The organism is Rhodococcus sp. O3 (genome assembly GCF_048897285.1).
Classification (GTDB): Bacteria; Actinomycetota; Actinomycetes; order Mycobacteriales; family Mycobacteriaceae; genus Rhodococcus.
Map to the genome: position 1 here is coordinate 1 of NZ_JBMBTE010000075.1, position 25322 is coordinate 25322.

The following is a 25322-nucleotide window of genomic DNA, read 5'->3' on the forward strand; positions in this document are numbered from 1 at the left end:
ACAACGGACGAATCGCCCCCGGAACGCCGGATGCCCGCCACCGAAACGGTGACGGGCATCCGGAATGTCGAATTACTTGCCGAGTTTACGACGCTGAACGCGCGTACGGCGGAGCAGCTTGCGGTGCTTCTTCTTCGACATGCGCTTGCGGCGCTTCTTGATCACAGAACCCATGGTGGGCTTCCCTCGTTCTCTCTATCGGTCCTGCGCACGCCGGTGACGTACGCCTGTATGTCGACGCTGGGCCCCGTGGTGACGAGCGCAGCGCCTTACGACACCGGCTGGCCGGTACGACGACTTGCAATCGTACCGGGGCGAAACCGCCGAACGAAAACGAGGTCCGCTCCGCTCGTCGATGCGCCCGACGACAGTCACCCGACGTCGAAGTACGAAGTCTCCAAGTAATCGTGAACGGCCTTTGCGTGGACGCGGAACGACCGTCCCACGCGCACGGCAGGCAGCTCGCCACTGTGGACCAACCTGTACACGGTCATCTTCGACACCCGCATCAACGCCGCAACCTCGGCCACGGTGAGGAACTGGGTGCCGGCGAGGACCGACTGTCCGTCCTGAGGCTGTTGCCCCTTCGACGGTGTGTTTCCAGAAACCATTGGACACCTCCGGCACGTCCCGCGCCGCCGGCTTCCCCTCCGGCGGAACAGACACGCACGTGCTAATCCGAGCTTAGCGTGACGATTGGTTCCTGTGCGACGGTGCGGACGACGAATTTGATACGCCGTCCGATCCGTCCGTGTTCTACTCTCCGGTTGAGCCGAGTTGGGCCGACCGGTTGCGGGCTGCGGTCAGCGCCTCGTAGAACGCGGTGCGCACCCCGTGGCGTTCGAGTTCGCGGACGGCCGCCGCGGTGGTTCCGCCGGGCGAGGTTACCGCCGCGCGGAGGTCCGCCGCGTTCTCGCCGGAGCGGTCGAGCATCGCCGCCGAACCGGTCATCGTCTGGACGACCAGCTCGGTAGCCACCGCGCGGCTGAGGCCGAGCGAGACACCGGCGTCGATCATCGCCTCGGCGATCAGGAAGAAGTAGGCCGGACCGGAACCGGACACCGCGGTGACCGCGTCGATCTGGGATTCGGGGACGACCGTGACGGTGCCGACGGACGACAGGATGTCGCGCACCAGCTCGAGGTGGTCGGCCTTGGCGTGCCGGCCCGCGGCGATGACGCTGGCGCCCTCGCCCACGAGCATCGGGGTGTTCGGCATCGCCCGCACGACCGGGAAGCCGGCGGGCAGCTTGTTCTCGTACCGGGCGGTGGGGATCCCCGCCGCCAGCGACAACAGCAGTTGTTCGCGATCACCCTCGAGGTCCGCGTTGGCCAGGTCGTTGAGGACGGCGTCCACGTCACCGGGCTTGACCGCGACGACCAGGACGTCGGCGCCTTCGGCGGCGTCCGCGACGGAGTCGGTCACGCGGATCGAGTACTCCTGCGCCAGTGTGTCGGCTCGGGCCTGGAACTTCTCGGAGACGACGAGGTCCTTCGTCGCGAATCCACCCTGCAGCAGGCCCGAGACGAGGGCCTCGCCGATTCTGCCGCCACCGATCACCGCAATTCTCGTCATGGCCGTAAGCCTGCCACGCCGCCGGAACCGGGCCTAGGCCGCCCTACCGGGCGGAGAGCCCCTACTTACCGGGGCATCATCGCGAGCTGGCGACTCTGCACCACGACGGCACCGGTGGAGTCCACGACGGTGTGGTCCTCCTCGAACCACGTGCTGCCGAGCACTGTGCTGCTCGCCATGACGCGCAACCAGCCCGGCTGCGGAAGCCGACGCAGGTATGCGGTCAGTTGCACGGTCGGCGCCCAGCCGAACCGGCCGAGGTTCATCGCGACCGGCGCGGAGATGTCCCCCGCCATGAGCGCGAACAGCGCCGCAGTGTCCCGGTCGGCCTCGTCCTCGGGTCGCGGACGCGCCCACATCCGTACAACCGGGTCGCCCTGTCGCCCCGCGAGGAAGTGCGCGCTCGTCTCGTCGACGCACAGGTCCGCGCCGCCACTCACGTTGACGATCTTCCCCATCGGATGCTCCGGCGTCACCAGGGTGGATCCGAGCGTCGGTTCGACCGGCAGATCTGCGACCGGTTGCGCCGCGGCGAACACGTCGTCGCCCTCGTCGGGACGGCCGAGAGTGACCGACGCCCGCACGGCCACGCGGTCGTCCTGCACGAGTTCGACGTCGACGAGGGAGACCTGCTTGCCCTGCTTGCGGACCGTGGTGATCAGGTCGACGTCCCCGGGGTCCGGTGCCGCCACGAACGAGGCGCTCACGGCGAGAGGCTGGATCGTGCTGTCGCCGGTGTCGTCCGTGAGGAGCGTCCGGCGTGCGGCGGCGGCACACACGGCGAGCATGCAGCCACCGTGGACCTTGGGCCCGATCGTCCAGGTCGGGTGGATGTGGGCGCGCCACCGGCCGTCGCCGAGGGCCTCGACGGTGGTGAGGTCGCGGAACGGATGGGGGCCGAGCTCGGTCACTGCTGCTCCTGGGGGTTGCGGGGGTCGTCGAAGTTCTGGGGGTCGTCGAAGAAGATGTGGGAGGCAAGGTCCTGGTGGGCGAGCCGGCGCATCGCCGTCAGCACCGGTTCGTAGAGAGCGGTGCCGAGGACCGCGGCCTCGACGGTGTCCTGACGAGATCCGGTGGGCAGCAGCGCGAGCTCGAGCTCGGCGATTCCGCGGATGTGCCGGCCGTAGACGTCGATGCGTTCGTCGGTCATCGACAGCCCGGCGGCCTCGAGCGCTTCGAGCGCGCGTTCGAGCTGGGCGACGGCCGCGAAGCGCGGATCGTAGATCTGGCCGAGCCGTTCGAGGACGCGCCGGGCCCGCGGGTGGTCGCGGGTACCGGGGTCGCCGGTTTCGGTGTCCGGCGCATAGGGCGGCAGCGCTTCGATGGCGCGCCCGAGGACGGTGAACAGCGGGTCGTCGCGGTTGTCGATCAGGTCGACGACGATCTTGACCTGATTCAGCGGCAGCCCTCGGGTGACGAGCGCGCGGACGAGAGCGAGGCGCCGCACGTGCCGTTCGTCGTAGCGAGCCTGGGTGGCGCTGGTGGTCTCGCCCGGCATGAGCAGGCCTTCGCGCAGGTAGTACTTGACGGTCGCGAGCGGCACTCCGGTGCGGGCGACGAGTTCCGAGATTCGCATGTTCACCTCCGATCCTTGACACCGGATACTATAACTATCCAATATTGGATAGCAGAACTATCCAATGAATGCCCGGCTCGGCAGATCAGCGAGGAACCCTCATGAATCCCGTGCTCACCATCGTTCTCGGCATCACCCTGCTCACCGTCGTCGGCATCGCCTTCGGAGGCACCTTCCTGCTCCGCGTCGGAAACGGCAGTGTTCCGGCGAACGACCTGCAGAAGACGTTCTTCCGGGCAGGCCACGCGCACGCCGGCGTCCTCGTCACACTCGGCCTGCTCGTCGCGGTGCTCGGCCACGTGGCCGGCGCCTCGCCCGCGTGGGCGACGGGAGGCGCGATCGCCGTGCTCACCGCAGCGATTTTCATCCCGGCAGGATTCTTCCTGTCCGTGCTGGGACCGAACCCACAGCGCCCGGGACCCATGATGGCGTCGGTGTGGATCGGCGCGACGTCGCTGGTCGCCGGACTCGTGGTCTCAGGAGTCGCGGTCCTCGCCGCCGGCATCACCGCTCTGTGAACCCGCCTCGATCCGCGCGATCGCCGCGGAACGCGGCTGCACCGGACCCGCGGTGATCGCCCGGCGGGGCGCCCGCTCCAGATGTTCGCGGGCGAACTCGAGCGACCGCCGCAGCAGGACCGTCCGTTCCGCCCGGGTACGGGCGCTCTGCGTGCTCACCTCGAGTACCACCTGCCCGGCGAAGTCGCTGTCGGCGAGCCGGCGGCAGATCTCCTCACACGGCTGCGTGCCGTCACCGGGCAGCAGGTGTTCGTCGAGCGACGCACCGCGACCGTCCGCGAGATGCAGGTGCGCGAGCCGCTCCCCCATCCGGTCCGCCAGCGCCGCCGCATCCATACCCGCGGTCGCGGTGTGCGACAGATCCAGCGTGTAGTTCGCGTAACCGGTGTCCGTCGGGTCGATCGACGGACTGTACGCCGACACCGCCCGCCCCGGGCCGCCGCGACGACGCATCCGTTCGACGCTTCGGCTGCCGAAGAAGGCGTCGGCCCGCATGGGGTACATGTTCTCGACCGCCACCGACACGTGGCTGCTCTCCTCGAGCCGCGCGACCTGGTCGGAGAACCCCTCCGCGTAGCGGCGCTGCCAGCGGAACGGCGGGTGCACCACGACCGTCCGCGCACCCAGTTTCTCGGCGGTCCGGACCGACCGATCGAGTTTGGCCGCGGGATCGGCGCCCCACACGCGCTGGGAGATCAGCAGGCACGGGGCGTGCACCGCCAGCACCGGCATCGCGTACTTGCGGATCAGCGACTGCACCGACCCGACGTCCTGGCTCACCGAATCGGCCCACACCATCAGCTCGACGCCGTCGTAGCCGAGATCCGCCGCGAACCGGAAGGCCGCCTCGGTGTTCTCCGGATACACCGACGCGGTGGACAACCCCACCAGGATCCGTTGCGCCGTCCCCATACCGGTGCGACCTCAGCCGTTCGGCAGCAGGAACAGGAGCGGACCGAACGTGACGAACGCCCCGACGGCCAGCGCGATGAGCTGGCTGGTGATGTCGTCGGTGCGGCGCAGGATGCGCACGACCGCCACCAGCCCGACGATCACCAGCAACGCCAGCGCGAACGCGACCCACGGGAGCGAATCCCACAGGCGTTCGAAGCCCTTGAACAGCAAGGCGCCGGCGACGATCGCGGCGATGCTCTCACCGGCGAGCATCGCCCACTGCTTGAGACCGGCCGCGGTGTCGTCGGAGGTCTCCGAGTCGGATTCTTCGCCCGCGTCGGAATCCTTAACGTCCTGGACGGCGTCGCGGCGGCGCTTGCTCCGGCTGCCCGGTTTCGAGTCCTCGGCGTCCTCTGCCGTGTCCTTCGCGTCCTTCGAACCGGCCCGCGACTTCGCGTTCGCCTTCTTCGGATCGGCGACCGCTGCGCCACCGATCAGATCGGTGTCCTCGAGCGCGTCCGCGTCGTCGGGTCCGGTTCCGTGCAGGTCGCTGGCAGGTCCCGACAGCAACCGCGGTTCCGGGCCGTCGGCCGGCCGCGGGAGAACAGGCGCAGGAGGCACGATCGCGGCGGCAGCCGCGGTCGTCTCGAGGTGGGCGCGCGCACGACGCGGGAGCGCGGACGGGCGGATCACCTCGGTCGGCGATTCGACCTTCGCGCCGTCCGCGGTGGTCGGCGCGTCCTCGGCGACGGTCCGCGCCTTACCGGCGGGTGCCGGCTTCGCCGTGACCGGCTCGGGCTTCGAGACCGTGACCGGTGCGGGCTTCGAGGCCGTGACCGGTGCGGGCTTCGGCGCACTCGGGGCGGGCGCCTCCACCACCGCGCGGGACGGCGACGGGGCGTCGAACTTCGGGACGTCCCGCTTCGGGACGTCCCGCTTCGGGACCTCGCGCTCGGGGACCTCGGGCTTCGGGGTATCGCGCTTCGGGGTATCGCGCTTCGGAGCCTCGGGCTCAGGAGCCTCGGGCTCCGGGACCTCGAGCTTCGGGGTGTGGAGCTGCGGGGCTTCGAGTCCGAGAGGTTCGGGTTTCGGGGTTTCGACCACCGGCTCGGGGGCAGGCGCGGGCGCGGCCTTCGCCTCGACGATCGGTTCTGCCGGTGACCGCTGCGCCGGCGTGACAGGAATCTCGCCGGTCAGTTCCGCGACCGAGATACCCCCGCTGGTGCCACGACGCCGTCGCCCACCCGCGCGGGTGTCCACCTTCTTACCGTTGCGCGCGAGCAGTTCGGCAACCGAGATCTGCCCGGTGTCGGGCTTGTGCTCCGTCATTGCGCCACCACCAGTTCGCCCCCCATCTCCGTGTCCAGCTTGCGCAGGATAAGCCCTTCGCGCAGCGCCCACGGACAGATCTGGACCGACTCCACACCGAGCGCCCGCATGCTTGCTTCCGCGACGAGGGCGCCCGCGACGAGCTGCTCCGAACGGTCGGAACTCACGCCCTCGAGTTCGGCTCGATCGGACGTGGTCATCCGGGAGATGAACGAGATGAGCTGACGCAGCCCGCTCGCGGTGAGAGTCCGTTGCACCCGGATCCCCGCCGACGACGGCGCCGCACCCGTCAGCCGCGCCAGGGTGCGGAACGTCTTCGAGGTCGCAACCGTCAGATCCGGGTCGCCGGCGGCGCGCAGGTGCTTGGCCGGAGCGGCCAGTTCCGCGTCGAGCCAGTCCCGCAGCGCCGAGATGCGGCGTTTGCCCGGCGGATCCTCGCGGAACCAGTCGCGCGTCAACCGGCCGGCACCGAGCTGCAGCGAGTAGGCGACGTCGGGATCCTCGTCGCCGCCGTACGCGAGCTCGAGGGATCCACCGCCGATGTCGAAGTTCAGGATGCGTCCGGCGCTCCACCCGTACCAGCGGCGGACCGCGAGGAACGTCAGCCGGGCTTCGTCCTCGCCGGAGAGCACGTCGAGGGTGACGCCGGCTTCGGTCCGCACCCGGTGCAGCACCGCGTCGGAATTGCAGGCGTCGCGCACCGCGGAGGTCGCGAAGGCCATCAGCTCACCGCACCCGGAGGTGCGGGCGATGCTCTCGAAGTCGTGCACCGTCTCGACCAGCCGGTCGGCGCCCGACTTCGAGATGTTGCCGTCGTCGTCGAGGCTCTCGGCGAGCCGCAGGGTTGCCTTGGTCGAGCTCATCGGGGTCGGGTGTCCGCCCCGATGTGCATCCACCACGAGCAGATGAACCGTATTGCTTCCGACGTCGAGTACCCCAAGCCGCACATACACAAGGTACTGGGTCTACCGTCGGACACTGTGACAGCAGGTATGTCCGGCAGCGAACCCAAGCTCGATCCGGCCCCGGAAGTTCCCCTCGATTTCCCACGAGAATGGGTCGAGTTCATCGACCCCGACAACGACGAACATGTGATCTCCGCAGACCTCACTTGGCTGCTTTCGCGCTGGACATGCGTGTTCGGCACCCCCGCATGCCAGGGCATCATCGAGGGCCGGCCGGACGACGGCTGCTGTTCGCACGGTGCGTTCCTGTCGGACGACGAGGACCTCGAGAAGCTCAACGCGGCAGTGAAACATCTCACGGCCGACGACTGGCAGCTCATGAAGAAGGGGCTCGGTAAGAAGGGCTACCTCGAGGAGGACGACCTCGACGACGAGCCCGCGCTGCGCACCCGCCGCTACAAGGGCGCGTGCATCTTCCTGAACCGTCCCGGCTTCGAGGGCGGCATCGGCTGCGCCCTGCACAAGATGGCACTGCGGCGCGGCATCGAACCGCTCGAGATGAAGCCCGACGTGTGCTGGCAGCTGCCGATCCGCCGCACCCAGGATTGGGTCGAGCGTCCGGACGGCACCGAGATCCTCCGCACGGTCATCACCGAATACGACCGCCGCGGCTGGGGTGAGGGCGGGCACGACCTGAACTGGTACTGCTCCGGCTCCCCCGACGCACATGTCGGATCCAGGCCTGTGTGGCAGTCGTACGCACCGGAGCTGCGGGAGCTGCTCGGCACCGCCGCGTACGACGAACTCGCGCGCCTGTGCAAGCGCCGCGAAGGCCTCGGCCTGATCGCAGTGCATCCCGCCACGACCGCCGCCCGGAAGTGACCCGTGCGTGGTTTCGGTAGCAGCCGCTACCGAAACCACGCACGAGGATCAGGGTTCGATTTTGTAGCCGAGGCCCCGGACGGTGAGCAGGTGCCGGGGCTTGGCGGGATCCGCCTCGATCTTCGAACGCAACCGCTTGACGTGCACGTCCAGGGTCTTGGTGTCGCCGACGTAGTCGGCGCCCCACACCCGGTCGATGAGCTGTCCGCGGGTGAGCACGCGACCGGAATTGCGCAGCAGGTACTCGAGTAGGTCGAACTCCTTGAGCGGAAGCGTGATCTGCTCGCCGTCGACGTGCACGACGTGCCGGTCGACGTCCATCCGTACCGGACCCGCCTCGAGGACCGCGTCGTTGAACTGGCTGTCGGCGTCGCTCTCGGCACCGCGGCGCAGCACCGCGCGGATGCGGGCGATCAGTTCCCGCGCCGAGTACGGCTTCGTGACGTAGTCGTCGGCGCCGAGCTCGAGCCCGACCACCTTGTCGATCTCGCTGTCCCGCGCGGTCACCATGATCACCGGCACGCTGGAGCGGCTGCGCAGCTGTTTGCACACGTCGGTGCCGCTCATTCCGGGCAACATGAGGTCGAGCAGGACGATGTCCGCGCCGGCGCGATCGAACTCCGCCAGAGCCGACGGCCCGTCGGTCACGACGGTGGTTTCGAAACCCTCCTTGCGCAGCAGGAACGCCAGCGGGTCCGCCAACGATTCCTCGTCCTCCACGATCAGCACATTCGTCACCGCGGGCCTCCGTACCTTTCGTCGTCCGCGACCGCGACGGTCGCGTGGTTCGCCACACGAGGTGCGGCAGAGTGTTCCTTCACAGGTTGCTTCAACGCTGCCCGGCCCCCGCCTCGGGCTTCGCCCGGACCTCGTCCTCGTCGCTCTGCTCGAAATGGGCCGGGATCAGCAGCGTGAAGGTGGAGCCGGTTCCGGGCCGGCTCCACAGGGTGATCTCGCCGTTGTGGTTGGCCGCGACGTGCTTGACGATCGCAAGACCCAGACCGGTGCCGCCCGTCGCCCGCGACCGCGCCTTGTCCACCCGGAAGAACCGCTCGAACACCCGCTCCTGGTCTTTCTTCGCGATTCCGATACCGCGGTCGGTGACCGCGATCGCGACCTTCCCGTCGCGCAGCGACCGGCTCACCGAGACGGGCGAGCCCTTCGGCGAGTACGCGATGGCGTTCTCGATGAGATTGGTGAGCGCGGTGACGAGCAGGCTCTGGTCCCCGAGCACCTCGTAGCCGGTGGACCGATCGGTGGCGACGACGATGTCCGCGTTCTCCGCGGTCAGCGCGGTGCGTTCGAGTGCTTCCTTCACGACGGAGTCCACGTCGACGATGTCGAGGTCGGGCATCTTCTCGGCGCCCTGCAGCTTGGACAGGGAGATCAGTTCGGTGACCATGTTGCCGAGCCGATGCGCTTCGCTCTGCACCCGCTGCCCGAAGTAGCGCACGGTCTCCGGATCGTCGACGGATTCGAGGAGTGCCTCGGCGAGCAACGCCATCGCGCCGACCGGTGTCTTGAGTTCGTGGCTGACGTTCGCGACGAAGTCGCGCCGCGTCGCTTCCATGCGCACCATCTCGGAGTCGTCGAAGGCGTACAGCGCGACGAAGCGGGGATCGTCGTCGAAGAGGCGGCCGGCACGGCACCGCACCGCGATTCCGTCCCGGCCGCGCCGGTTCGGATCGCCGAGGTCCAGATCGATGACCTGGTCGCGATCGAGGATCTTGTTGGCGACGACCCAGGCGCGTTCGTCGATGCGCCGGTTGCGGACGAGTCCGAGTTCCTCGGCGCGGGGATTGAACAGGATCACGTCGTGGAACTTGTCGACGACGGCGATGCCGGTGGAGGCGGAGTAGACGACGCGGTCGAGGACCTGCCCCATGGTCAGTTCGGTCTCGCCGCTTCCGCTGCTGCGGGACCGGGCGATCCACATCAGTCCGGCGCCGACGGCGGCCCCGACGACCGCGGCGAAACCGGCGAGCAGAACGCTCTGCAACACACTCACGTCTCGAATCGTACGTACGGCCGGGCAGGTGAGAACGGCGGGTTCGCCCGTTTCGGGGCACGTCACACGGCATTTTTGCGAGGTTTGCCGGTTGTTAACCGGGAGTTTGCCGGGACCGCACGACGTCGCCGCGCGGTCCCGGCCGAGCTACTCGCCGGAGCCTCTCGTCCGGATCCCGGCTCCTGCTCTCCTGATCCGAGCGAATGTATCCCTCGTCTCCTTGGATCGAGCGAATGTACCGTTCGCTCGGAGAAGGGCGGGGGTCGAAGAGGCGAGGGTGCTACCGGCCGCCCTGGGAGGCGACGGCGGCGGCACCGGCCGCGGCGGCCTCGGGATCGAGGTAGGTGCCACCCCGGTTCAACGGGCGCAGGTTCTCGTCGAGGTCGTAGCGCAGCGGGATGCCGGTCGGGATGTTGAGTCCCGCGATCGCCTCGTCGGAGATTCCGTCCAGGTGCTTGACGAGCGCACGCAGCGAGTTGCCGTGCGCGGTGACGAGCACGGTCTTGCCGGCGAGGAGGTCCTTGGAGATGGTCTCCTCCCAGTACGGGATGAGCCGCTCGACGACGTCCTTCAGGCATTCGGTCAGCGGGACCTCGTCGACGTCGGCGTAGCGCACGTCGGCGTCCTGGCTGTACTTGCTGCCGGGCTCGATCGGCGGCGGCGGGGTGTCGTAGCTACGACGCCACAGCATGAACTGCTCCTCGCCGAATTCGTCCTTGATCTCGGCCTTGTTCTTGCCCTGCAGCGCACCGTAGTGCCGCTCGTTGAGGCGCCAGTCGCGGACGACGGGGATCCAGTGGCGGTCGGCGGCGTCGAGTGCGATGTTCGCGGTGCTGATGGCGCGACGCAGCAGCGACGTGTAGAGCACGTCCGGGAGCACGTCGTGTTCCTTGAGCAGTTCGCCGGCGCGCTTGCCCTCGGCGATGCCCTTGTCGGTCAGGCGCACGTCCACCCAGCCGGTGAACAGGTTCATCGCGTTCCATTCGCTCTCGCCGTGGCGGAGCAATACAAGTGTTCCGATACTCATAGCTCTCAATCCTGGCACGTCACGATCGCCATTCGGCCACGGGAGGGCCGTCCCGTCGACTATATGTGACAACAAGCGTTTTCACTCGACTCGCGAACGCTGGGGGGTTCATATGATCGACGCCCGTTTCTCCCGCCGCACCGCTCTGACCGCCCTGGGACTTCTCGGTGCCGCCGCCGCACTGCCGGGCGGTGCCGCCGCAGGTCCCGCACCCCGGCCCGGACCGCGTTCACCCGCGCTGCGGTCGACCGGTCGCCGCGTCGCGGTCCTCGGTGGCGGCATGGCAGGACTGACCGCGGCCCACGAATTGATCGAGCGGGGATTCGAGGTCACCGTCTACGAACCGACCGCGCTCGGCGGCAAGGCCCGGAGCATCCCGTCGCCCGGCACCGCGGCGGACGGCCGGCTGGACCTGCCCGGCGAGCACGGATTCCGGTTCTTCCCGGGGTTCTACCAGCACGTCCCGGATACGATGCGCCGAATCCCGTTCCCCGGCAACCCGAACGGCGTCTTCGACAATCTCGTCGCGGGCGACGCCTTCCGGCTCGCCCTGCCCGGCGCCCCGGATCTGACGGCACCGGCGTCGATCGCGCCGCTGCGCACCGACATCTACGACCCCGCGACTCTGCAGCAGTCGCTGGCCGCGGCGTTCTCGCTCGGTGGCGCGATCCCGCCGCACGAGCTCGCCGTCTTCCTGCGCAAACTCGTCATGTTCCTCACCAGCAGCATCGAACGGCGCGACGGGGAATGGGAGCACCAAACCTGGTCGCAGACGCTCGAGAGCGACGGAAAATCGCAGGGCTACCGCGACATCCTGGTCTCCGCACTGACCCGGCAACTCGTCGCGGCCCGTCCCGCGGTGGTGTCGACCCGAACCATCGGGCTCATGGGTCAGGCATTCGTCTGGAACGCGATGGGCGCCGTCCCCGCCTACGGCCACCTGGACAGGCTGTTGTCCGCGCCGACGAACGAGGCCTGGATCGACCCGTGGGCGCAACTCCTGCGCGACCTCGGCGTCCGGTTCGAGATAGGTTGGGCAGCACAGACATTGGAGATGTCCGGTGGCCGGATCAGTGAGGCGCGCATGGTCGATCGCTCCGGCGGCACCAGGACCGTCGATGCGGACTGGTTCGTCGCGGCGATGCCCGTCGAACGCGCAGTGCCGCTGTGGTCGCCGGAGATCCTCGCCGCGGATCCTCGCCTGGAGGGGATGCGGCAGCTCCACACCGACTGGATGGTGGGCATCCAGTACTTCCTGCGCCGCCCCACCCCGATCGCGAAAGGCCATGTCGCCTACCTCGGTTCGCCGTGGGCGCTCACATCGATCAGTCAGGCACAGTTCTGGCGCGGCGACTTCGCCGCGCGCTACGGCGACGGCTCCGCGCACGACTGCCTGTCGGTCGACATCTCGGACTGGGACACCCCCGGCATCCTGTTCGGCAAGACCGCCAAGGAATGCACTCGCGAGGAGATCGCGAAGGAGACCTGGGCGCAGATGTCGGCCTGCCTCGCCGACAGCGCCGGAACCCTCGACGAGAACGATGTGGTGTCGTGGTTTCTCGACCCCGGATTACGCTGGGGTGCAGGAGGAATCACCAACGACACGCCGCTGCTCATCAATACCGTCGGATCGAGGGCGAACCGGCCCGAGGCGCGGACCGCGATCCCGAATCTGTTCCTGTCCGGCGACTACGTGCGCACCGACATCGATCTGGCGACGATGGAATCGGCGAACGAGTCGGCCCGCGCCGCGGTGACGGCACTGCTCGAGGCCGCCGACTCCCCCGCCGCCCCACCGGCGATGTACCGCCTGCACGAGCCACCGGAACTCGAACCCGTGCGGCGCATCGACGCGGATCGGTATCGGGCGGGCCTACCGCACCTGCTGGCGTAGCAGCGCAACAGGTCCGAAACGCCACGAAACCGGCATACCGGAGACGACAATCGTCGCGGGATTCCTCGACGAAAGGCCGGACGATGACCGACGCACGCACCGACAGCGACGTACTCGTGGTGGGCGCCGGCCCGGTGGGATTGACCGCGGCGCTCGAACTACGCCGGCGGGGCGTCGACGTGACCGTCGTCGACCGGTCGCCCGAACCCATGCAGTACGCGAAAGCCGTTGGTGTGCAGCCTCGTACCCTCGAGATCTGGGACACGATGGGGGTGGTACGGCCCGCGCTCGATGCCGCGACCCCGTTCCGGGGTCAGCTGACATTCGTCAACGGAGAACCGGCCGGGCGGATCGACCTGTCGTTGCCCGACGACGTGCCGTACCGCTTCGTCGCACTCCCCCAGAACGAAACCGAACGGGTGTTGCGGCAGGCACTCGCCGACCACGGCACCGTGGTGCGCCGCGGCATCGAGCTGACCGGGTTCACGCACGACGACACCGGGGTGGTGGCGACCCTGCGCGACGACTCCGGCGCTTCGTCGCCGTTCACGGCCCGGTACCTGGTGGGATGCGACGGCGCCCACAGCACCGTCCGGAAGGGTCTCGGTCTTGCGTTCGAGGGCGACGCGTTCCCCGAGGAGTACATGCTCGCCGACGTCGAGGTCGATTGGTCGCTGCCCGAGGGTTACGCGGTCCGGTCGACCCGGCAGGAGAACGGTGTCGTCACCGATGCGCTCGTGTGCATCCCGCTGCCCGGCACCGGCCGCTACCGGGTGTCGATGCTCGCCGCCGACGATCTCGTCGTGGGTGCGCGGAGCGGCGAGGTCGCGCACGGTCTCGAGGGCGGCCGTCGCCCCGAACTCGGCCACATCCAGGCGGTGCTCGACCGGCTCGCTCCCGAACCGGTGCTTGCGCGAAACATGCGGTGGTCGTCGGTGTTCCGGATCAGTCATCGCCTCGCCGCGCACTACGGTTCGGGCCGGGTCTTCCTGGCCGGGGACGCCGCGCACATCCATCCGCCGACCGGCGCGCAGGGAATGAACACGGGAATTCAGGACGCCTACAACCTGGGCTGGAAACTGGCCCTCGCGGTCCGCAACCGCGCCGCGGACGGACTGCTCGACAGCTACGACGCCGAACGCCGGCCCGTCGGAGAGGAGGTCGTCGGCCGCACGGTCCGCGCCGCACGCAGCGGGGTCGGTGCCGGCGAACAGGACGTCGCGACGGTCATCGCACGCGAGGCGCAGTTGCTCGTCGGATATCCGGGAAGCCCGATCGTCGATACGTCCCAGGCGGACGGTCGCACTCCCGCACCCGGCGAGCGGGCACCCGACGCGGCCGGGTTACGCCAGGACAGCGTGGCCCACGACCAGCGGGTCCACGAGTTGTTCCGGCACACCGGCCACACGGTGCTGCTGTGGGCGCCCACCGAACCGGCGATCACGACGACGAGCGAGCTCGCGGCGCGGCTGATCGAACGTTTCGGGGAATGCCTGCGGGTGTACACGCTCGTGCCGCCCGATCTGCCCGTCCCGGCCTGCGGCCGCGTGCTGTGCGACTCCCTCGGCGGCTTCGCCCGCGGCTACCACCTCGACGGGACCGCCGCGGTGGTGGTGCGCCCCGACGGATACGTGGGTTCGCGCGCGCAGGATCCGGATCTCGACACGCTCACGGCGTATCTGGACCGGATCCTGCGCGCCTGAACTCAGGCGTTCGCCGTCCGCAGATCCTTGCGGAGGATCTTGCCGGCGGCCGACTTCGGCACCACGTCGATGAACTGCACCTGACGGACCTTCTTGTGCGGGGAGACACGCTCGGCGACGAACGTCATCACCTCGTCCTCGCTCAGCTCGGCGCCGGGTTGCCGCACGACGAACGCCTTGGGAACCTCTTCGCCCTCGTCGTCGAGCACACCGATCACCGCGGCGTCGGCGATCTGCGGGTGCGTCAGCAGCAGCGCCTCGAGCTCGGCCGGCGGCACCTGGTAGCCCTTGTACTTGATGAGCTCCTTGAGCCGGTCGACGATCGTGACGACGCCGTGCCCGTCGACGGTCGCGATGTCACCGGTGTGCAGGTAGCCGTCGGCGTCGAGGGTTTCGGCGGTGGCTTCGGGGTTGCCGAGGTAGCCGACCATGATGTTCGGGCCCTTGCACCACAGCTCGCCCGGCTCGGAGACGCCGTCGCCCTCCGGGTACGCGACCTCTTCCCCGGTGACCGGGTCGACGATCTTGCATTCCATGTTCGCGATGGTCGGGCCGACGGAGTCGAGGGCCGTGTCGTCGTCGTCGAACGGGATGGCGTGGCTGACCGGGCTCATCTCCGACATGCCGTAGCCCTGCCGGACCTTGCATCCGAGCCGGCGCGCGACGGCGCCGCCGAGTTCCCGGTCCAGCGGTGCCGCACCCGAGAAGATCGTGTGAACGCTGGACAGGTCGTATTCGTCGACGAGGGGGTGCTTGGCCAGGGCAACGGCGACCGGCGGGGCGACGAACACGTAGGTGCACTTCTGCTCGGAGACGAGCGTGAGGAACTGGACGAGGTCGAACTTCGGCATCGTCACGAGCGACGCCCGGTTGTACAGGGCGGCGTTGAGCAGGACGGTCATGCCGTAGATGTGGAAGAACGGCAGGACGGCAAGGATGCGGTCGTCGTCGTCGATCCCCATGCGGGGGGTGATCTGACAGACGTTGGCGACGAGGTTGGTGTGGGTGAGCATGACGCCCTTGGGCCGCCCGGTGGTACCCGAGGAGTACGGCAGCACCGCGAGGTGGGTGGCGGGATCGAAGCTGACCTCCGGGGCCGGGGCGCCCTCGGTGAGCAGGTCACGCAGCGAAGGATGCCCCTCGGCACCGTCGATGACGATGAGCAGCTCGTCCGGGATGCCGACCTTCGCAGCAGCCTCCTTCGCCTGCGGGAGCAGCGGCGAGACGGTGACGAGCGCCTTGGCGTGCGAGTCCTCGAGCTGCTTGGCGATGTCCTCGGCGGTGTACAGCGCGTTGACGGTCGTCGCGGTCGCGCCGGCCCGCAGGATGCCGTGGAAGACCGAGCCGAATGCGGGGATGTTCGGTGAGAGCAGGCCGACGACGTCTCCGACTTCGATGCCGCGCGCGGCGAGTGCCCCGGCCACGCCGTTGATCTGCCCGATGAGCGTGCGGTAGTCCGTCACCTGACCGGAGAGCCCGTCGACGAATGCGGGGCGGTCCAGGTCGGCATCGTCGACGGAACCGAAGAGGAAATCGTAGACACTCAGTGCCGGAATCTCGACGTCGGGGAACGGGCTGCGGAAACTCATGACATGTCCTCCGGTACAGACGTGGTGGCACTCGGTGCCAGATAGGTCGTAGGCAACTTTACCCGACCGATGTGAATGACGTCACATCAGGATCCGGACATTACCCGCGATCGCCCCAACGGTCACGCAGTCTGTGGCCACATGCACGGAAGCCCCCGGACGCGAATGTCTCGCGCCCGAGGGCTTCGTGGATGCGTCACCGGCGACAGCCGGGAGACGATCAGAGGTACTGACCGCAGACCGGCCACGCGCCGCGGCCCTGGCCGGCCAGGACGTTCTCCGCGATCGCGATCTGCTGCTCGCGGCTGGCCTGGCTGGCGGTGGGGGCGTACTGCGTGCCGCCGTACGCGGCCCAGGTGCTCGGGGAGAACTGGAGGCCACCCTGGTAGCCGTTGCCGGTGTTGATGGCCCAGTTGCCGCCGCTCTCGCACTGCGCCACGGCATCCCAGTTTCCGGAGGCGGCGTTGGCGGTGCCGGCGCCCAGAGCAACAGGGGCGACCAGGAGGGCGGCGCCTGCCGCGATGGAACCGAGGGTGCGCTTGGTGAAGGTGAGCTTTGCCATGTGGGGTGGAATCCTCTCCGCGTCTGCTGACGGGACGATCTGCGAAAAGTGCACCCGGAGAACACATGCACCTGAAAACCGGCTCTGGTGAGCGCTGACTCCCGAAACACGCGGGTCCGGAACTGCGGATCGTGCCGCCCCTGCCCCTCGAAGGTTTTGTGTGACCGATCCCGCGGGGGCAGAGCAAGCGGCGGCGGGTCGGTATTCGGTAGGGCCCGTTGGGTTCGGGCCGGGCTCGTCGTTTCGAGCCGATAACGACGTTAAGCGCCCGTCTCGGAAAGGTCACGCCCCAATTTTTCGGGACGCCCGTCCCACATTTCAAGATCAACCGTGGAGAAACGCCAGGTCGCTCCCGAATTATCGGCGCACACCCACCGTTTCGTTACAGCAGCATTTCGTGACGAGCGTCACATGGTTTCTGTGGACCGGGTCACGCGTATCGGACAGATCACGAACCGTCCGGCGTGGCTTCCTCGGACGTGACATTCCCGGCCGTGCCGGGCGTGTGATCGCCGGCCTCGCCGGAACGATTGTCGGACTTGCCCGGTGATTCCGTTCCCGCACCATCGTTTTCGATCAGGTGACGGAAAGGCTCCAGATTGCGCAACGACTCCCCGCGTGAGACCCGCCAGTCCCATTCCCGCTTGATCGACGTCAGGAAGCCCAGTCCCAGCAGCACATTGAAGTCGTAGTCGGCCGCCTCGAGGATCTGCCCGAGCACCGCGTCGAGTTCCTCCGGCGTCACCGACTGCTCCGACAGCCGGCCGACCAGGTAGATGTCGCCGATCTTGTCGAGCGTGTATGCCACGCCGTACAGGCGGCGATTGCGCCGCAGCAGGTACTTGTAGACGCCCTCGAAGTTCTCGTCGGGCTTGCGGCACACGAACGCTTCGAAACGCACCCCGTGGTTACCGAGCGTCAGCAGCGTCGTCGTCTCCAGCTTGTTCTCGCCGGGGAGCGTGACGACGAAGTGCCCGCCCTCCTTCCGGGAGAACTTCAGGCCGCGGTCGCGCAGCGTCGACTCGATCAGTTCGCTCAGGTCCGCACTCATGCCTTCACCCCTCCTGTCCGACGCAACTTCCACAGTCCGCGCTGCCTGCGCATCGAGTACTCGCCGGTCCCGAACGCCCGGTTCCGTCGCGCACCGGCCCTGCGGTAGGCGGCGAGCAGTCCGTCTGCGGTGTGTTCCCACGAGAAGTTCTCGGCATGCCGCGGCGCCGCGGCCGCGAGCACCTCACGGCGACCGCGGTCGGCGACGAGCGATCCCAGTGCCGCGGCCCAGTCCTCGGTGCGGTGACCGTCGACGAGCACACCCGTCTCGCCGTCGCGCACCGCCACACCCAGACCGCCGACGTTCGCAGCGATCACCGGGACACCGCACGCCTGTGCCTCGATGGCAACCAGCCCGAACGACTCCGAATAACTCGGCACGGCAACGAGATCCGACGCGCGATACACCTGCACCAGCCGATCCGAGGGCTGCGGCGGCAGGAACGTCACCCGCGCCGTGATACCGAGTTCGGCGGCGAGTTCGATCAGCGAATCCGGGCGTTCGAGACCGGTTCCGGACGGACCGCCGACGATCAGCACCCGCAACGGCAGGTCCGGTGCGTCGGCAACGGCACGCGCGGCGGCACGTAGCAGCACGTCGGGCGCCTTGAGCGGCTGGATCCGGCCGACGAACGTCACGATCGTCTCGTGCGGATCGAGCCCGAGTTCGAACCGGGCGCGGGCGCGGTCGCCGGGGCGGTAGCGCGAGAGGTCGGCGCCCGGCGCGACCACGTCGATCTTCGCCGGATCGGCTCGGTAGATGCTCTCGAGCGCGTGCGCCTCGTCGACGGTGTTGGCGACCAGCCGGTCCGATTCCGCGACGACCTGCTGCTCACCGATCTGCCGGGCCACCGGTTCCGGGGTGTCCCCCGCAGCCAGCGACGCGTTCTTCACCGCGGCGAGCGTGTGGGCGGTGTGGACGAGCGGCACTCCCCAGCGGTCCCGTGCGAGCCAGCCGACCTGGCCGGACAGCCAGTAGTGGGAGTGCACCAGGTCGTAGTATCCGGGCGCGTGGCGGGCCTCCTCGCGCAGGACACCGGCCGCGAACGCACACAACTGGGTGGGCAGATCGTGCTTGTCCAGACCCTCGAACGGGCCGGCCTCGATGTTGCGGACCAGGACACCGGGTGCGGCTTCCTGCACTGCCGGATCCGCCGACGACGTGGCCCGGGTGAAGATCTCGACCTCGACACCGCGGCGGGCGAGCTGCAGCGACGTCTGCAGCACGTAGACGTTCATTCCGCCCGCATCCCCGGTGCCGGGTTGCGCCAGCGGGGAGGTGTGGACCGAGATCACGGCCACGCGTCGGGGTCTGCCGGGCTGAGACGTCACGGGCTCCATACTGCCCTGTCCGGCACCCACGCTCCCATCTGCCCCCGTTGCCGCCCGCGCGCCTACCCGAGCGTGTCGACGAAGCGCACCACGTCCTCGGCGAACCGCCGCGGGTCCTCGACGAATGGGCCGTGCCCGGCACCGTCCCAATAGGAGGTGGTCGCGAGGGGCAGGAGGCTCGCCGCATGCTCTGCCGCCGCGAGGTCGACCACCGCATCGGCCGTGCCGTGCAACACCAGGACCGGGAGGTCGAGTTCTCGCAGCAGGTCGTCGTTTCCCACAGCGCGGGCGAACAGCGCGGACCGGACCCGCGGCGGCGTCCTCAGGCTGCTGCCGAGCAGTGCCTGGGCGGTCTCCCCGCTCGCCTCGGACCGACCGGCCCCGACGAGGGATTCGGCGAACGCGCCGAGGGCCGGGACCGCGATCTGCGGGTCCTCGGACATCGCTGCCGGGATCGCCGCGCGCATCGCCGCACCGACCTTGCCGCCCTTCTCGCCGCGGCCGATGCTTGTGATCGCACCGACCAGCACGACACCGGCGACGTTCTCGGTCCCGTGGACGGCCAGGTAGTCGCAGACGACGAGGCCGCCGTAGGACCAGCCGAGCAGTACCGTGCCGGTGCAGTTCTCGGCGGTCAGCACGGTCCGCACGTCCGACGCCCACGCGGCGCGGTCGTCGTATCCGTCCGCGGGCGCGGCGGAGCACCCGTGCCCGCGCAGGTCGACGGCGATCACCCGGTACCGGGCGGCGAGGTCTTCGAGGAGCGGGTCACCCCAGCAGTGCGACGACTGCGCCCATCCGTGCAGCAGTACCAACGGCCGCGACGAAGGATCCCCGAAGGTTCGGTAGACGATGCGAGTGCCGTCGGCACCGCGAACTTGATGCACGGTCATGGCGGCTACGTTAGCCGCGTCCGCATCCGGATCCCGGCGGCCAGGGTGCAGGCGATCAGTCCCGCGGCGAGTGCCACCCCGATGCCCGCGGACGTGCCGGACCGGTCGATGACCTGCCCGACCAGCGCGGATCCGGCGGCGACGCCGACGCCGAGCCCGGTGACCGTCCAGGTGATGCCCTCGGTGAGCCGGTCGGCGGGGACGAGGCGTTCGACGAGCGACATCGTCACGATCATCGTCGGCGAGATCGTCATCCCGGCCAGCAGATACAGCGCGGCCAGGGCGGGGACGGTGCCGGCGAGCAGCAGCGGCCACAGCAGCACGGCGACCGCAGCGGTGGCGATCAGCAGTTGCCGGGTCAGCGGGGCGGCCACGCGGCGTGCCCCGAAGACGAGTCCGCTCACCGCGGACCCGGTCGCGAACAGAGCGAGCACGAATGTCGCGGCGCCGGGCGCGTCGCGCTCGGCGGTGAACGCGACGCCGACGACGTCGATGACCCCGAAGATCGTGCCCATCGCGACCATCACGGCGGTGAGGGCGATCAGCGCGGGGCTGAGCAGTGTGCCGTGGCGTGAACGCTCCGAACCGGCAGCGTCGGGACGCTCCGGTTCCACAGCGTCGGGACGCTCCGGTTCCACAGCGTCGGGACGCTCCGGTTCCACAGCGTCGGGACGCTCCGGTTCCACAGCGTCGGGATGCTGTGCGGTCACGGGTGGTTCGGTGCGGCGCTGGGCCGCGAGGGCGAGGGTGCCCACCAGCAGCAGCACCGCCCCCAGCAGCGGTCCGGCCTCGGGGAACAGGGCGACGCTCAGACCCACCGACAGCACCGGGCCGACGATGAAACACACCTCGTCGATCACGGCCTCCAGGGCGAACGCGGTCCGCAACCGATCGGTGCCTCGGTACAGCTCGGTCCATCGGGCCCGGACCATCGCGCCGATCGTCGGCATGAGCCCGGCGGGGACGGCGCACAGGAACAGCAGCGCGGTCGGCGCTTCGAACCGGACTCCGGCGAGCATCGCGACGGTCGAGGCCGCGCTGATCGCCGACGCCGCCGGCAGTACCCGGTACTGGCCGTGCCGATCCACCGCGCGGGACACCAGCGGCGTCAACGCCGCGTACGACAATGCGAACACCGCCGACAGGGCACCGCCGAGCCCGTAGTCACCGCGGAGCTGGGAGAACATCGTGACGATGCCGATCCCCACCATCGCGATCGGCAACCGCGCGACGAACCCGGCGGCGCAGAACGCGGCCGCGCCCGGCGCGGCGAACAGTGCGCGGTAGGAACCGTCCGCTTTCGGTGTCACCGACGCTCGTCCTTCTGTGTCATTGCTGCTCGCCCTGTGTCACTGATGCTCGTCCTTCTCTCCGGTCCCCCGCGTGTCGGTCATTCGTGCCAGCATGCACGGTATGGGTGTCCTGGTCTGCTTTCACGCACATCCCGACGACGAGGTGTTCGGCACCGGCGGGGTGATGCGCCTGGCTGCCGATGCGGGCCACCGGGTGGTGCTGGTGGTCGCGACGGACGGCGCGGCCGGTGAGGTCCCGGAGGGTCTGCTGCGTCCCGGCGAGAGCCTGGCGGATCGGCGGCTGACCGAGGTCGAGCGATCCGCCGACGCGCTCGGGGTGGCCCGGCTCGTTCCGCTCGGTTACGCGGACTCGGGGATGGCCGGCACGCCCGAGAACGCGAACCCCGCGGCGTTCTGCAACGTCGACGTCGATTCGGCGGCCCGCCGGCTGGCTGCGGTGCTGGACGAGGAGGGCGCCGACGTCGTCACGATCTACGACCCGAACGGCGGATACGGGCACCCCGACCATGTGCAGGTGCATCACGTCGGGTTGCGGGCGAGCGAGATGGTCGGTCATCACGCCGTCTACGAATCGGCGTTGAACCGTGACCATCTGCGGCGCCTGATCGCGGCGAATCCGGACATGACCGAGGGCCGGACGCCCCCGGATCTCGATTCGTTCGGGCTGCCCGAGTCGGAGCTCACCACGACGGTGGACGTCTCGGCGACGATGGCCGCCAAACGTGCTGCCATGCAGGCTCATGCGTCGCAGGTCGGCGACTTCGGCCCGATGCTGTCGCTTCCGGACGACATGTTGCAGGCGGCCTTCGGCATCGAATGGTTCCGCCGGCGCGGTGCCGAACCCGGTTTCGCGGAGACCGCCCTCCCCCTCTGATCCCGGCCGACTCCGACTCCCGCCCGTACCGAAGGAGCGCACATGGAACACCGGATCGCACTGAGTCGATCGATCGCGGCGCCGCCGAGCGCCGTGTGGCGGGTCCTGACCGACATCGACGAGGCCGCACGAACATTGAGCGGTGTCACCGGAATCGAGCGTCTCGATGCGACGGGGTACGAGGTCGGCACCCGCTGGCGCGAGACCCGGGTGATGTTCGGCAGGTCCGCCACCGAGGAAATGCGGGTAGCCGAGGTCGAACCGGAGCGACGCACCGTCGTCACAGCGGAATCGGGAGGCACGGCCTACCGCACGGTGTTCGAGTTGGCACCCCGGGCCGACGGCACCGAACTGTCGGTCGAGTTCTCCGGTGCCACGGACTCTCCCGGGCTGTTCACGCGGATCATGATGACGGTCTTCGGTTCCCTTGCGATGCGCGCGACGAGCAAGGCGCTGCAGCGCGACCTCGACGACATCGCCACCACGGCGGAGCGCACGACGTTGTGACCCGAACGTCGGCACTCCCCCGGGGCGGAGACATACCCTAGCCGCGCGACCGCCGCATCGAGCCGAGCGGGTCGGAGTACAGCGAGCTCAACGACACCACGCCGGCCGCATGTGCCTGCACCCGGTTGCCGAACCCGGTGATGCGAATGTCCTTGCGCGGCAGGTTCGATGCCCGCGCGAACGCCTCGGCGACGTGCGGCACGCCGGCGGGGTACTCGGTGAACGCCTGGCCGCCGAGGGTGACGCGGTCGGGGTTGAACAGGTCGCGGAGCATCGCGACGGTGCGGCCGAGGACGGTGGCACGGTCGACGAGGATCTCGTGTGCGGGTGCCGAACCCTCGCGGGCGAGCTTGTAGAGCGCGCCGATCGTCGGATCCTCGACGTCGCCGAGCAGGCCGGCCTCGCGGGCCTTCAGCAGCACCGCTCGGTCGCTGACGGTGGCCTCGAGGCAGCCGGTCGCACCGCACGAGCACACGGCCGTCGAGCCGGTCGGCAGGTGCGCGATCGATCCGGGACCGCCGTTCGGGGTGTGCACGCGCCCGTCGAAAGTGATTGCGATACCAGTGGTTTCGCGGGCGTAGAAGTAGAGGCCGGTGCCCTTGACGTCGGCCTCACGGTCGGGGGTGAGCAGCAGTTCCGACGCGGCCATCGCCTCGACGTGCGCGGCGACCGAGACGGGCAGACCCATGCCGCGGCCGATGATCGCGCCGACACGCGCGCCGCTCCAGCCGAGCCGCGGGTGGTCGACGAGGCCGGTCTCCGAGTCGACGCGGCCGCCGAGCGCGACCCCCACCCACAACGGGGTGCGGCGGTGCCAGCGGGACGCGAACGACCGCGCGCTCGCGGTGATCGCCCCCAGGACGACATCCTGATCGCCTCGGGGCGTGGGGATTTCGACGGCACCGATGATGCGGCCGCGCAGATCCGCTGCGACGATCCCGGTGACGACGGCGCCGATGTGGATGCCGATGGTCAGATACGGCTCGTGGTCGACCTCGAACGGGACGCGCGGACGGCCGATGGCGCCCGAGGCCGCGAGATCGGCACGCTCACGGAGCAATCCGGCCGAGAGCAGGGCCGACACCTGCCGGTTGACGGTGGCGATGCTCAGGCGGGTGACCTTCGCGGCGACGTCGCGGGACACCGGTCCGCGGGCCGCGGCGACCCGGAACACCGACGCCGCGGTGCCGTCGGCGATCCGCAGGTCCGGCGCGACGATCTGCACCCGAGCGGTGGAACGGGCCCGGGCGGTCGCGGTCTGCGCGATGCGACGGGAGCCGGTGGTGGAGGTGCGAGCGGACTGGACGGGAAGCGTGGAAGTCGACACAGGTGTGGAATCCTCGTGATTCGGCCCGGACGGGCTGGCGTGACACGGTCATGAACGCGCCGAACCGCTCCGACGTGCGTGGACGTCGTCGAACAGTCGATCAGAGGGAAAGCCAGAACAGGCTCGGACCCGGCGCGAAACTACTTGATGGCACCGTGACGACGACAACAGAGTTCCCGTGCCAGAGGCAAGCGCGAGCCCAGCGCGGCGGTCACGTACGTGACCCGCGGGGCGGAGTGGCGGCCTGCTGACATGCCGTCGAACATAACGCGTGTGGACGCGGCTGTCCAATTCAGGCCGAGACGGTAGGGAATTGCCGCGGCGCCCGCCACTCCCCGAATCATGCTGAGCCGAATGGTTCTGCCACGAGGGACCCGGTGTTTGCATGGGCGCATCCACCCACTTCGTCGCGAAAGGCCCGTCATGTCCGTCGATTTCGCATCCCCCACCACCGCATCGACCACCCCGACCGTCGTGAAGCTGGGCGCACATCTCGGTGCCCGCATCGACGGCGTCCGGCTCGGGGGCGACCTCGACCCGGCGACGGTCGCCCTGATCCGCCGCGCGCTCGGCGAACACAAGGTGATCTTCTTCCGCGGGCAGGACCACCTGGACGACGACGCGCAGTACGCGTTCGCGGAACTGCTCGGCACACCGACGACCGCGCATCCGACCGTCAAGTCACGCGGAGTCCGGATCCTGCCGATCGACTCCGACTACGGCAAGGCCAACAGCTGGCACACCGACGTCTCGTTCGTCGACCGCATTCCGAAGGCGTCGATCCTGCGTGCGGTGACCCTGCCCGAGTACGGCGGGTCGACGGTGTGGGCGTCAGGTGTCGCCGCGTTCGAGGGACTGCCGGCGCCGCTGAAGGCGCTCGTGGAGAACCTGTGGGCCGTCCACACCAACGTCTACGATTACGCGGCCGAGAGCGCCGAGCGTGCCACCGAGCGGACTGCCGAGTACCGCGACGAGTTCCGCTCCGAACTGTTCGAGACCGAGCATCCGGTGGTGCGGGTGCACCCGGAGACCGGGGAGCGGTCGCTGCTGCTCGGCCACTTCGTCAAGAACTTCGTCGGTCTCAGCGGCAACCAGTCCCACGCCCTGTTCCGGCTGCTGCAGGACCACCACCAGAAGCTCGAATACACCACTCGCTGGAACTGGCAGCCCGGCGACGTTGCGATCTGGGACAACCGCGCCACCCAGCACTACGCGGTCGCCGACTACGACGAGCAGTACCGTCGCCTGCACCGGATCACCCTGGCCGGGGACGTCCCGGTGAACATCCACGGCGAGCGCAGCCGCCCGCTCGCCGGTGACGCCGGCGAGTACTCGATCGTCGAGACCGACACCGCACCCGCCCGATAGGCGACGGGTCGCACTCCGGCCGGCACCGCCAAGAGTGATCGATCCGATACAGCCGTCCCCGACCGCACCCGCCACTATGGAATGCGGTGACACGGTGAGCGGGACGGAGTGGACGGATGTGGTGGCCGAGCAGGTGCGCGTGCGGCCGATGGGCGCGCCCCGGAGAGAAGGTCGTGGACGGCCTATGCCCCCGATG

Annotated in this window: 25 protein-coding genes; 7 read left to right on the top strand and 18 right to left on the bottom strand. The window is 69.1% G+C overall.

Features of this window, described 5'->3' with window-relative positions; translation table 11 throughout:
- Positions 1-72: 72 nt before the first annotated feature.
- From ACN675_RS19320 to ACN675_RS19340, 5 genes are all read right to left on the bottom strand, one after another.
- Entirely contained in the window at positions 73-174 is a 102-nt protein-coding gene (locus ACN675_RS19320; RefSeq protein WP_003402602.1) for a 30S ribosomal protein bS22, read from the bottom strand.
- 197 nt (positions 175-371) lie between these two features.
- Positions 372-611, bottom strand: a complete 240-nt coding sequence (locus tag ACN675_RS19325; RefSeq protein ID WP_197250589.1) for a helix-turn-helix domain-containing protein — start codon at positions 609-611, stop codon at positions 372-374.
- Positions 612-756: 145 nt separating this feature from the next.
- The gene (gene proC / locus ACN675_RS19330) at positions 757-1575 is read right to left on the bottom strand and encodes a pyrroline-5-carboxylate reductase (RefSeq protein ID WP_420752380.1); all 819 of its coding nucleotides are present in this window, start codon (positions 1573-1575) and stop codon (positions 757-759) included.
- A 65-nt stretch (positions 1576-1640) separates the two neighbouring features.
- Positions 1641-2486, bottom strand: coding sequence for a thioesterase family protein (locus ACN675_RS19335; protein ID WP_420752381.1), 846 nt, complete (start codon positions 2484-2486; stop codon positions 1641-1643).
- Positions 2483-3151, bottom strand: a complete 669-nt coding sequence (locus tag ACN675_RS19340) for a MerR family transcriptional regulator (RefSeq protein WP_420752399.1) — start codon at positions 3149-3151, stop codon at positions 2483-2485. The genes ACN675_RS19335 and ACN675_RS19340 overlap by 4 nt, the downstream gene beginning before the upstream one ends.
- 101 nt (positions 3152-3252) lie before the next feature.
- Between ACN675_RS19340 and ACN675_RS19345 the strand changes: the two genes are divergently transcribed.
- Positions 3253-3669 (top strand): hypothetical protein, encoded by a 417-nt coding sequence (locus tag ACN675_RS19345; RefSeq protein WP_420752382.1) that lies wholly within the window; start codon positions 3253-3255, stop codon positions 3667-3669.
- Here ACN675_RS19345 and ACN675_RS19350 read toward each other — a convergent pair.
- From ACN675_RS19350 to ACN675_RS19360, 3 genes are read right to left on the bottom strand one after another with little or no spacing between them, the layout of a single operon-like run.
- Entirely contained in the window at positions 3628-4581 is a 954-nt protein-coding gene (locus ACN675_RS19350) for a sugar phosphate isomerase/epimerase family protein (RefSeq protein WP_420752383.1), read from the bottom strand. The genes ACN675_RS19345 and ACN675_RS19350 overlap by 42 nt on opposite strands.
- A gap of 12 nt (positions 4582-4593) precedes the next feature.
- On the bottom strand, positions 4594-5892 hold the full coding sequence (locus tag ACN675_RS19355; protein WP_420752384.1) for a hypothetical protein: 1299 nt from the start codon (positions 5890-5892) through the stop codon (positions 4594-4596).
- Complete coding sequence (locus ACN675_RS19360) at positions 5889-6839, bottom strand: hypothetical protein (RefSeq protein WP_420752385.1); 951 nt, start codon at positions 6837-6839, stop codon at positions 5889-5891. The genes ACN675_RS19355 and ACN675_RS19360 overlap by 4 nt, the downstream gene beginning before the upstream one ends.
- Before the next feature lie 45 nt (positions 6840-6884).
- Between ACN675_RS19360 and ACN675_RS19365 the strand changes: the two genes are divergently transcribed.
- Entirely contained in the window at positions 6885-7679 is a 795-nt protein-coding gene (locus ACN675_RS19365) for a hypothetical protein (protein ID WP_420752400.1), read from the top strand.
- Positions 7680-7727: 48 nt separating this feature from the next.
- Here the strand turns inward: ACN675_RS19365 and ACN675_RS19370 are convergent, their stop codons facing one another.
- From ACN675_RS19370 to ACN675_RS19380, 3 genes are all read right to left on the bottom strand, one after another.
- Positions 7728-8417: a winged helix-turn-helix domain-containing protein gene (locus ACN675_RS19370; protein WP_420752386.1), complete on the bottom strand. Its 690-nt coding sequence runs from the start codon at positions 8415-8417 to the stop codon at positions 7728-7730.
- A 91-nt stretch (positions 8418-8508) separates the two neighbouring features.
- A complete protein-coding gene (locus tag ACN675_RS19375; RefSeq protein WP_420752387.1) occupies positions 8509-9687 on the bottom strand; it encodes a sensor histidine kinase in 1179 nt (392 codons plus the stop codon).
- A 280-nt stretch (positions 9688-9967) separates the two neighbouring features.
- Entirely contained in the window at positions 9968-10723 is a 756-nt protein-coding gene (locus ACN675_RS19380) for a phosphoglyceromutase (RefSeq protein WP_420752388.1), read from the bottom strand.
- 103 nt (positions 10724-10826) lie between these two features.
- Here ACN675_RS19380 and ACN675_RS19385 point away from each other — a divergent pair, with 103 nt between their 5' ends.
- Both ACN675_RS19385 and ACN675_RS19390 read left to right on the top strand, forming a co-directional pair.
- Entirely contained in the window at positions 10827-12608 is a 1782-nt protein-coding gene (locus ACN675_RS19385; protein WP_420752389.1) for a hydroxysqualene dehydroxylase, read from the top strand.
- Positions 12609-12691: 83 nt separating this feature from the next.
- Positions 12692-14311: an FAD-dependent oxidoreductase gene (locus ACN675_RS19390; protein ID WP_420752390.1), complete on the top strand. Its 1620-nt coding sequence runs from the start codon at positions 12692-12694 to the stop codon at positions 14309-14311.
- 2 nt (positions 14312-14313) lie between these two features.
- On the opposite strand, the gene ACN675_RS19395 is transcribed toward ACN675_RS19390, so the two are convergent.
- From ACN675_RS19395 to ACN675_RS19420, 6 genes are all read right to left on the bottom strand, one after another.
- Positions 14314-15900 carry a 4-coumarate--CoA ligase family protein gene (locus ACN675_RS19395; protein ID WP_420752391.1) on the bottom strand — a complete coding sequence of 529 codons (1587 nt, stop codon included), beginning with the start codon at positions 15898-15900 and terminating at the stop codon, positions 14314-14316.
- 220 nt (positions 15901-16120) lie between these two features.
- Complete coding sequence (locus ACN675_RS19400; protein ID WP_420752392.1) at positions 16121-16462, bottom strand: transglycosylase family protein; 342 nt, start codon at positions 16460-16462, stop codon at positions 16121-16123.
- A 448-nt stretch (positions 16463-16910) separates the two neighbouring features.
- A complete protein-coding gene (locus ACN675_RS19405) occupies positions 16911-17513 on the bottom strand; it encodes a YbjN domain-containing protein (RefSeq protein ID WP_420752393.1) in 603 nt (200 codons plus the stop codon).
- Positions 17510-18853 carry a D-inositol-3-phosphate glycosyltransferase gene (gene mshA, locus ACN675_RS19410; RefSeq protein ID WP_420752401.1) on the bottom strand — a complete coding sequence of 448 codons (1344 nt, stop codon included), beginning with the start codon at positions 18851-18853 and terminating at the stop codon, positions 17510-17512. The genes ACN675_RS19405 and mshA overlap by 4 nt, the downstream gene beginning before the upstream one ends.
- Before the next feature lie 53 nt (positions 18854-18906).
- Positions 18907-19737 (bottom strand): alpha/beta fold hydrolase, encoded by an 831-nt coding sequence (locus ACN675_RS19415; RefSeq protein ID WP_420752394.1) that lies wholly within the window; start codon positions 19735-19737, stop codon positions 18907-18909.
- A 5-nt stretch (positions 19738-19742) separates the two neighbouring features.
- The gene (locus tag ACN675_RS19420) at positions 19743-21047 is read right to left on the bottom strand and encodes an MFS transporter (RefSeq protein WP_420752395.1); all 1305 of its coding nucleotides are present in this window, start codon (positions 21045-21047) and stop codon (positions 19743-19745) included.
- Positions 21048-21150: 103 nt separating this feature from the next.
- Here ACN675_RS19420 and ACN675_RS19425 point away from each other — a divergent pair, with 103 nt between their 5' ends.
- Positions 21151-21924 carry a PIG-L family deacetylase gene (locus ACN675_RS19425; protein WP_420752396.1) on the top strand — a complete coding sequence of 258 codons (774 nt, stop codon included), beginning with the start codon at positions 21151-21153 and terminating at the stop codon, positions 21922-21924.
- Positions 21925-21966: 42 nt separating this feature from the next.
- Entirely contained in the window at positions 21967-22431 is a 465-nt protein-coding gene (locus ACN675_RS19430) for an SRPBCC family protein (RefSeq protein ID WP_420752397.1), read from the top strand.
- Positions 22432-22468: 37 nt separating this feature from the next.
- Here the strand turns inward: ACN675_RS19430 and ACN675_RS19435 are convergent, their stop codons facing one another.
- Positions 22469-23698, bottom strand: coding sequence for an ROK family protein (locus ACN675_RS19435; RefSeq protein WP_420752402.1), 1230 nt, complete (start codon positions 23696-23698; stop codon positions 22469-22471).
- A 483-nt stretch (positions 23699-24181) separates the two neighbouring features.
- Here ACN675_RS19435 and ACN675_RS19440 point away from each other — a divergent pair, with 483 nt between their 5' ends.
- Positions 24182-25126 carry a TauD/TfdA dioxygenase family protein gene (locus ACN675_RS19440; protein ID WP_420752398.1) on the top strand — a complete coding sequence of 315 codons (945 nt, stop codon included), beginning with the start codon at positions 24182-24184 and terminating at the stop codon, positions 25124-25126.
- Positions 25127-25322 lie beyond the last annotated feature (196 nt).

Bases quoted from the DNA above. Each gene is read 5' to 3' on its own strand.
- ACN675_RS19345 (WP_420752382.1), top strand. From the start codon at position 3,253: ATGAATCCCGTGCTCACCATCGTTCTCGGCATCACCCTGCTCACCGTC.
- ACN675_RS19325 (WP_197250589.1), bottom strand. From the start codon at position 611: ATGGTTTCTGGAAACACACCGTCGAAGGGGCAACAGCCTCAGGACGGA.
- ACN675_RS19395 (WP_420752391.1), bottom strand. From the start codon at position 15,900: ATGAGTTTCCGCAGCCCGTTCCCCGACGTCGAGATTCCGGCACTGAGT.
- ACN675_RS19415 (WP_420752394.1), bottom strand. From the start codon at position 19,737: ATGACCGTGCATCAAGTTCGCGGTGCCGACGGCACTCGCATCGTCTAC.
- ACN675_RS19320 (WP_003402602.1), bottom strand. From the start codon at position 174: ATGGGTTCTGTGATCAAGAAGCGCCGCAAGCGCATGTCGAAGAAGAAG.
- ACN675_RS19355 (WP_420752384.1), bottom strand. From the start codon at position 5,892: ATGACGGAGCACAAGCCCGACACCGGGCAGATCTCGGTTGCCGAACTG.
- ACN675_RS19365 (WP_420752400.1), top strand. From the start codon at position 6,885: ATGTCCGGCAGCGAACCCAAGCTCGATCCGGCCCCGGAAGTTCCCCTC.
- ACN675_RS19400 (WP_420752392.1), bottom strand. From the start codon at position 16,462: ATGGCAAAGCTCACCTTCACCAAGCGCACCCTCGGTTCCATCGCGGCA.
- ACN675_RS19405 (WP_420752393.1), bottom strand. From the start codon at position 17,513: ATGAGTGCGGACCTGAGCGAACTGATCGAGTCGACGCTGCGCGACCGC.
- ACN675_RS19425 (WP_420752396.1), top strand. From the start codon at position 21,151: ATGGGTGTCCTGGTCTGCTTTCACGCACATCCCGACGACGAGGTGTTC.
- ACN675_RS19350 (WP_420752383.1), bottom strand. From the start codon at position 4,581: ATGGGGACGGCGCAACGGATCCTGGTGGGGTTGTCCACCGCGTCGGTG.
- ACN675_RS19390 (WP_420752390.1), top strand. From the start codon at position 12,692: ATGACCGACGCACGCACCGACAGCGACGTACTCGTGGTGGGCGCCGGC.
- ACN675_RS19430 (WP_420752397.1), top strand. From the start codon at position 21,967: ATGGAACACCGGATCGCACTGAGTCGATCGATCGCGGCGCCGCCGAGC.
- ACN675_RS19440 (WP_420752398.1), top strand. From the start codon at position 24,182: ATGTCCGTCGATTTCGCATCCCCCACCACCGCATCGACCACCCCGACC.
- proC (WP_420752380.1), bottom strand. From the start codon at position 1,575: ATGACGAGAATTGCGGTGATCGGTGGCGGCAGAATCGGCGAGGCCCTC.
- mshA (WP_420752401.1), bottom strand. From the start codon at position 18,853: ATGGAGCCCGTGACGTCTCAGCCCGGCAGACCCCGACGCGTGGCCGTG.
- ACN675_RS19340 (WP_420752399.1), bottom strand. From the start codon at position 3,151: ATGCGAATCTCGGAACTCGTCGCCCGCACCGGAGTGCCGCTCGCGACC.
- ACN675_RS19385 (WP_420752389.1), top strand. From the start codon at position 10,827: ATGATCGACGCCCGTTTCTCCCGCCGCACCGCTCTGACCGCCCTGGGA.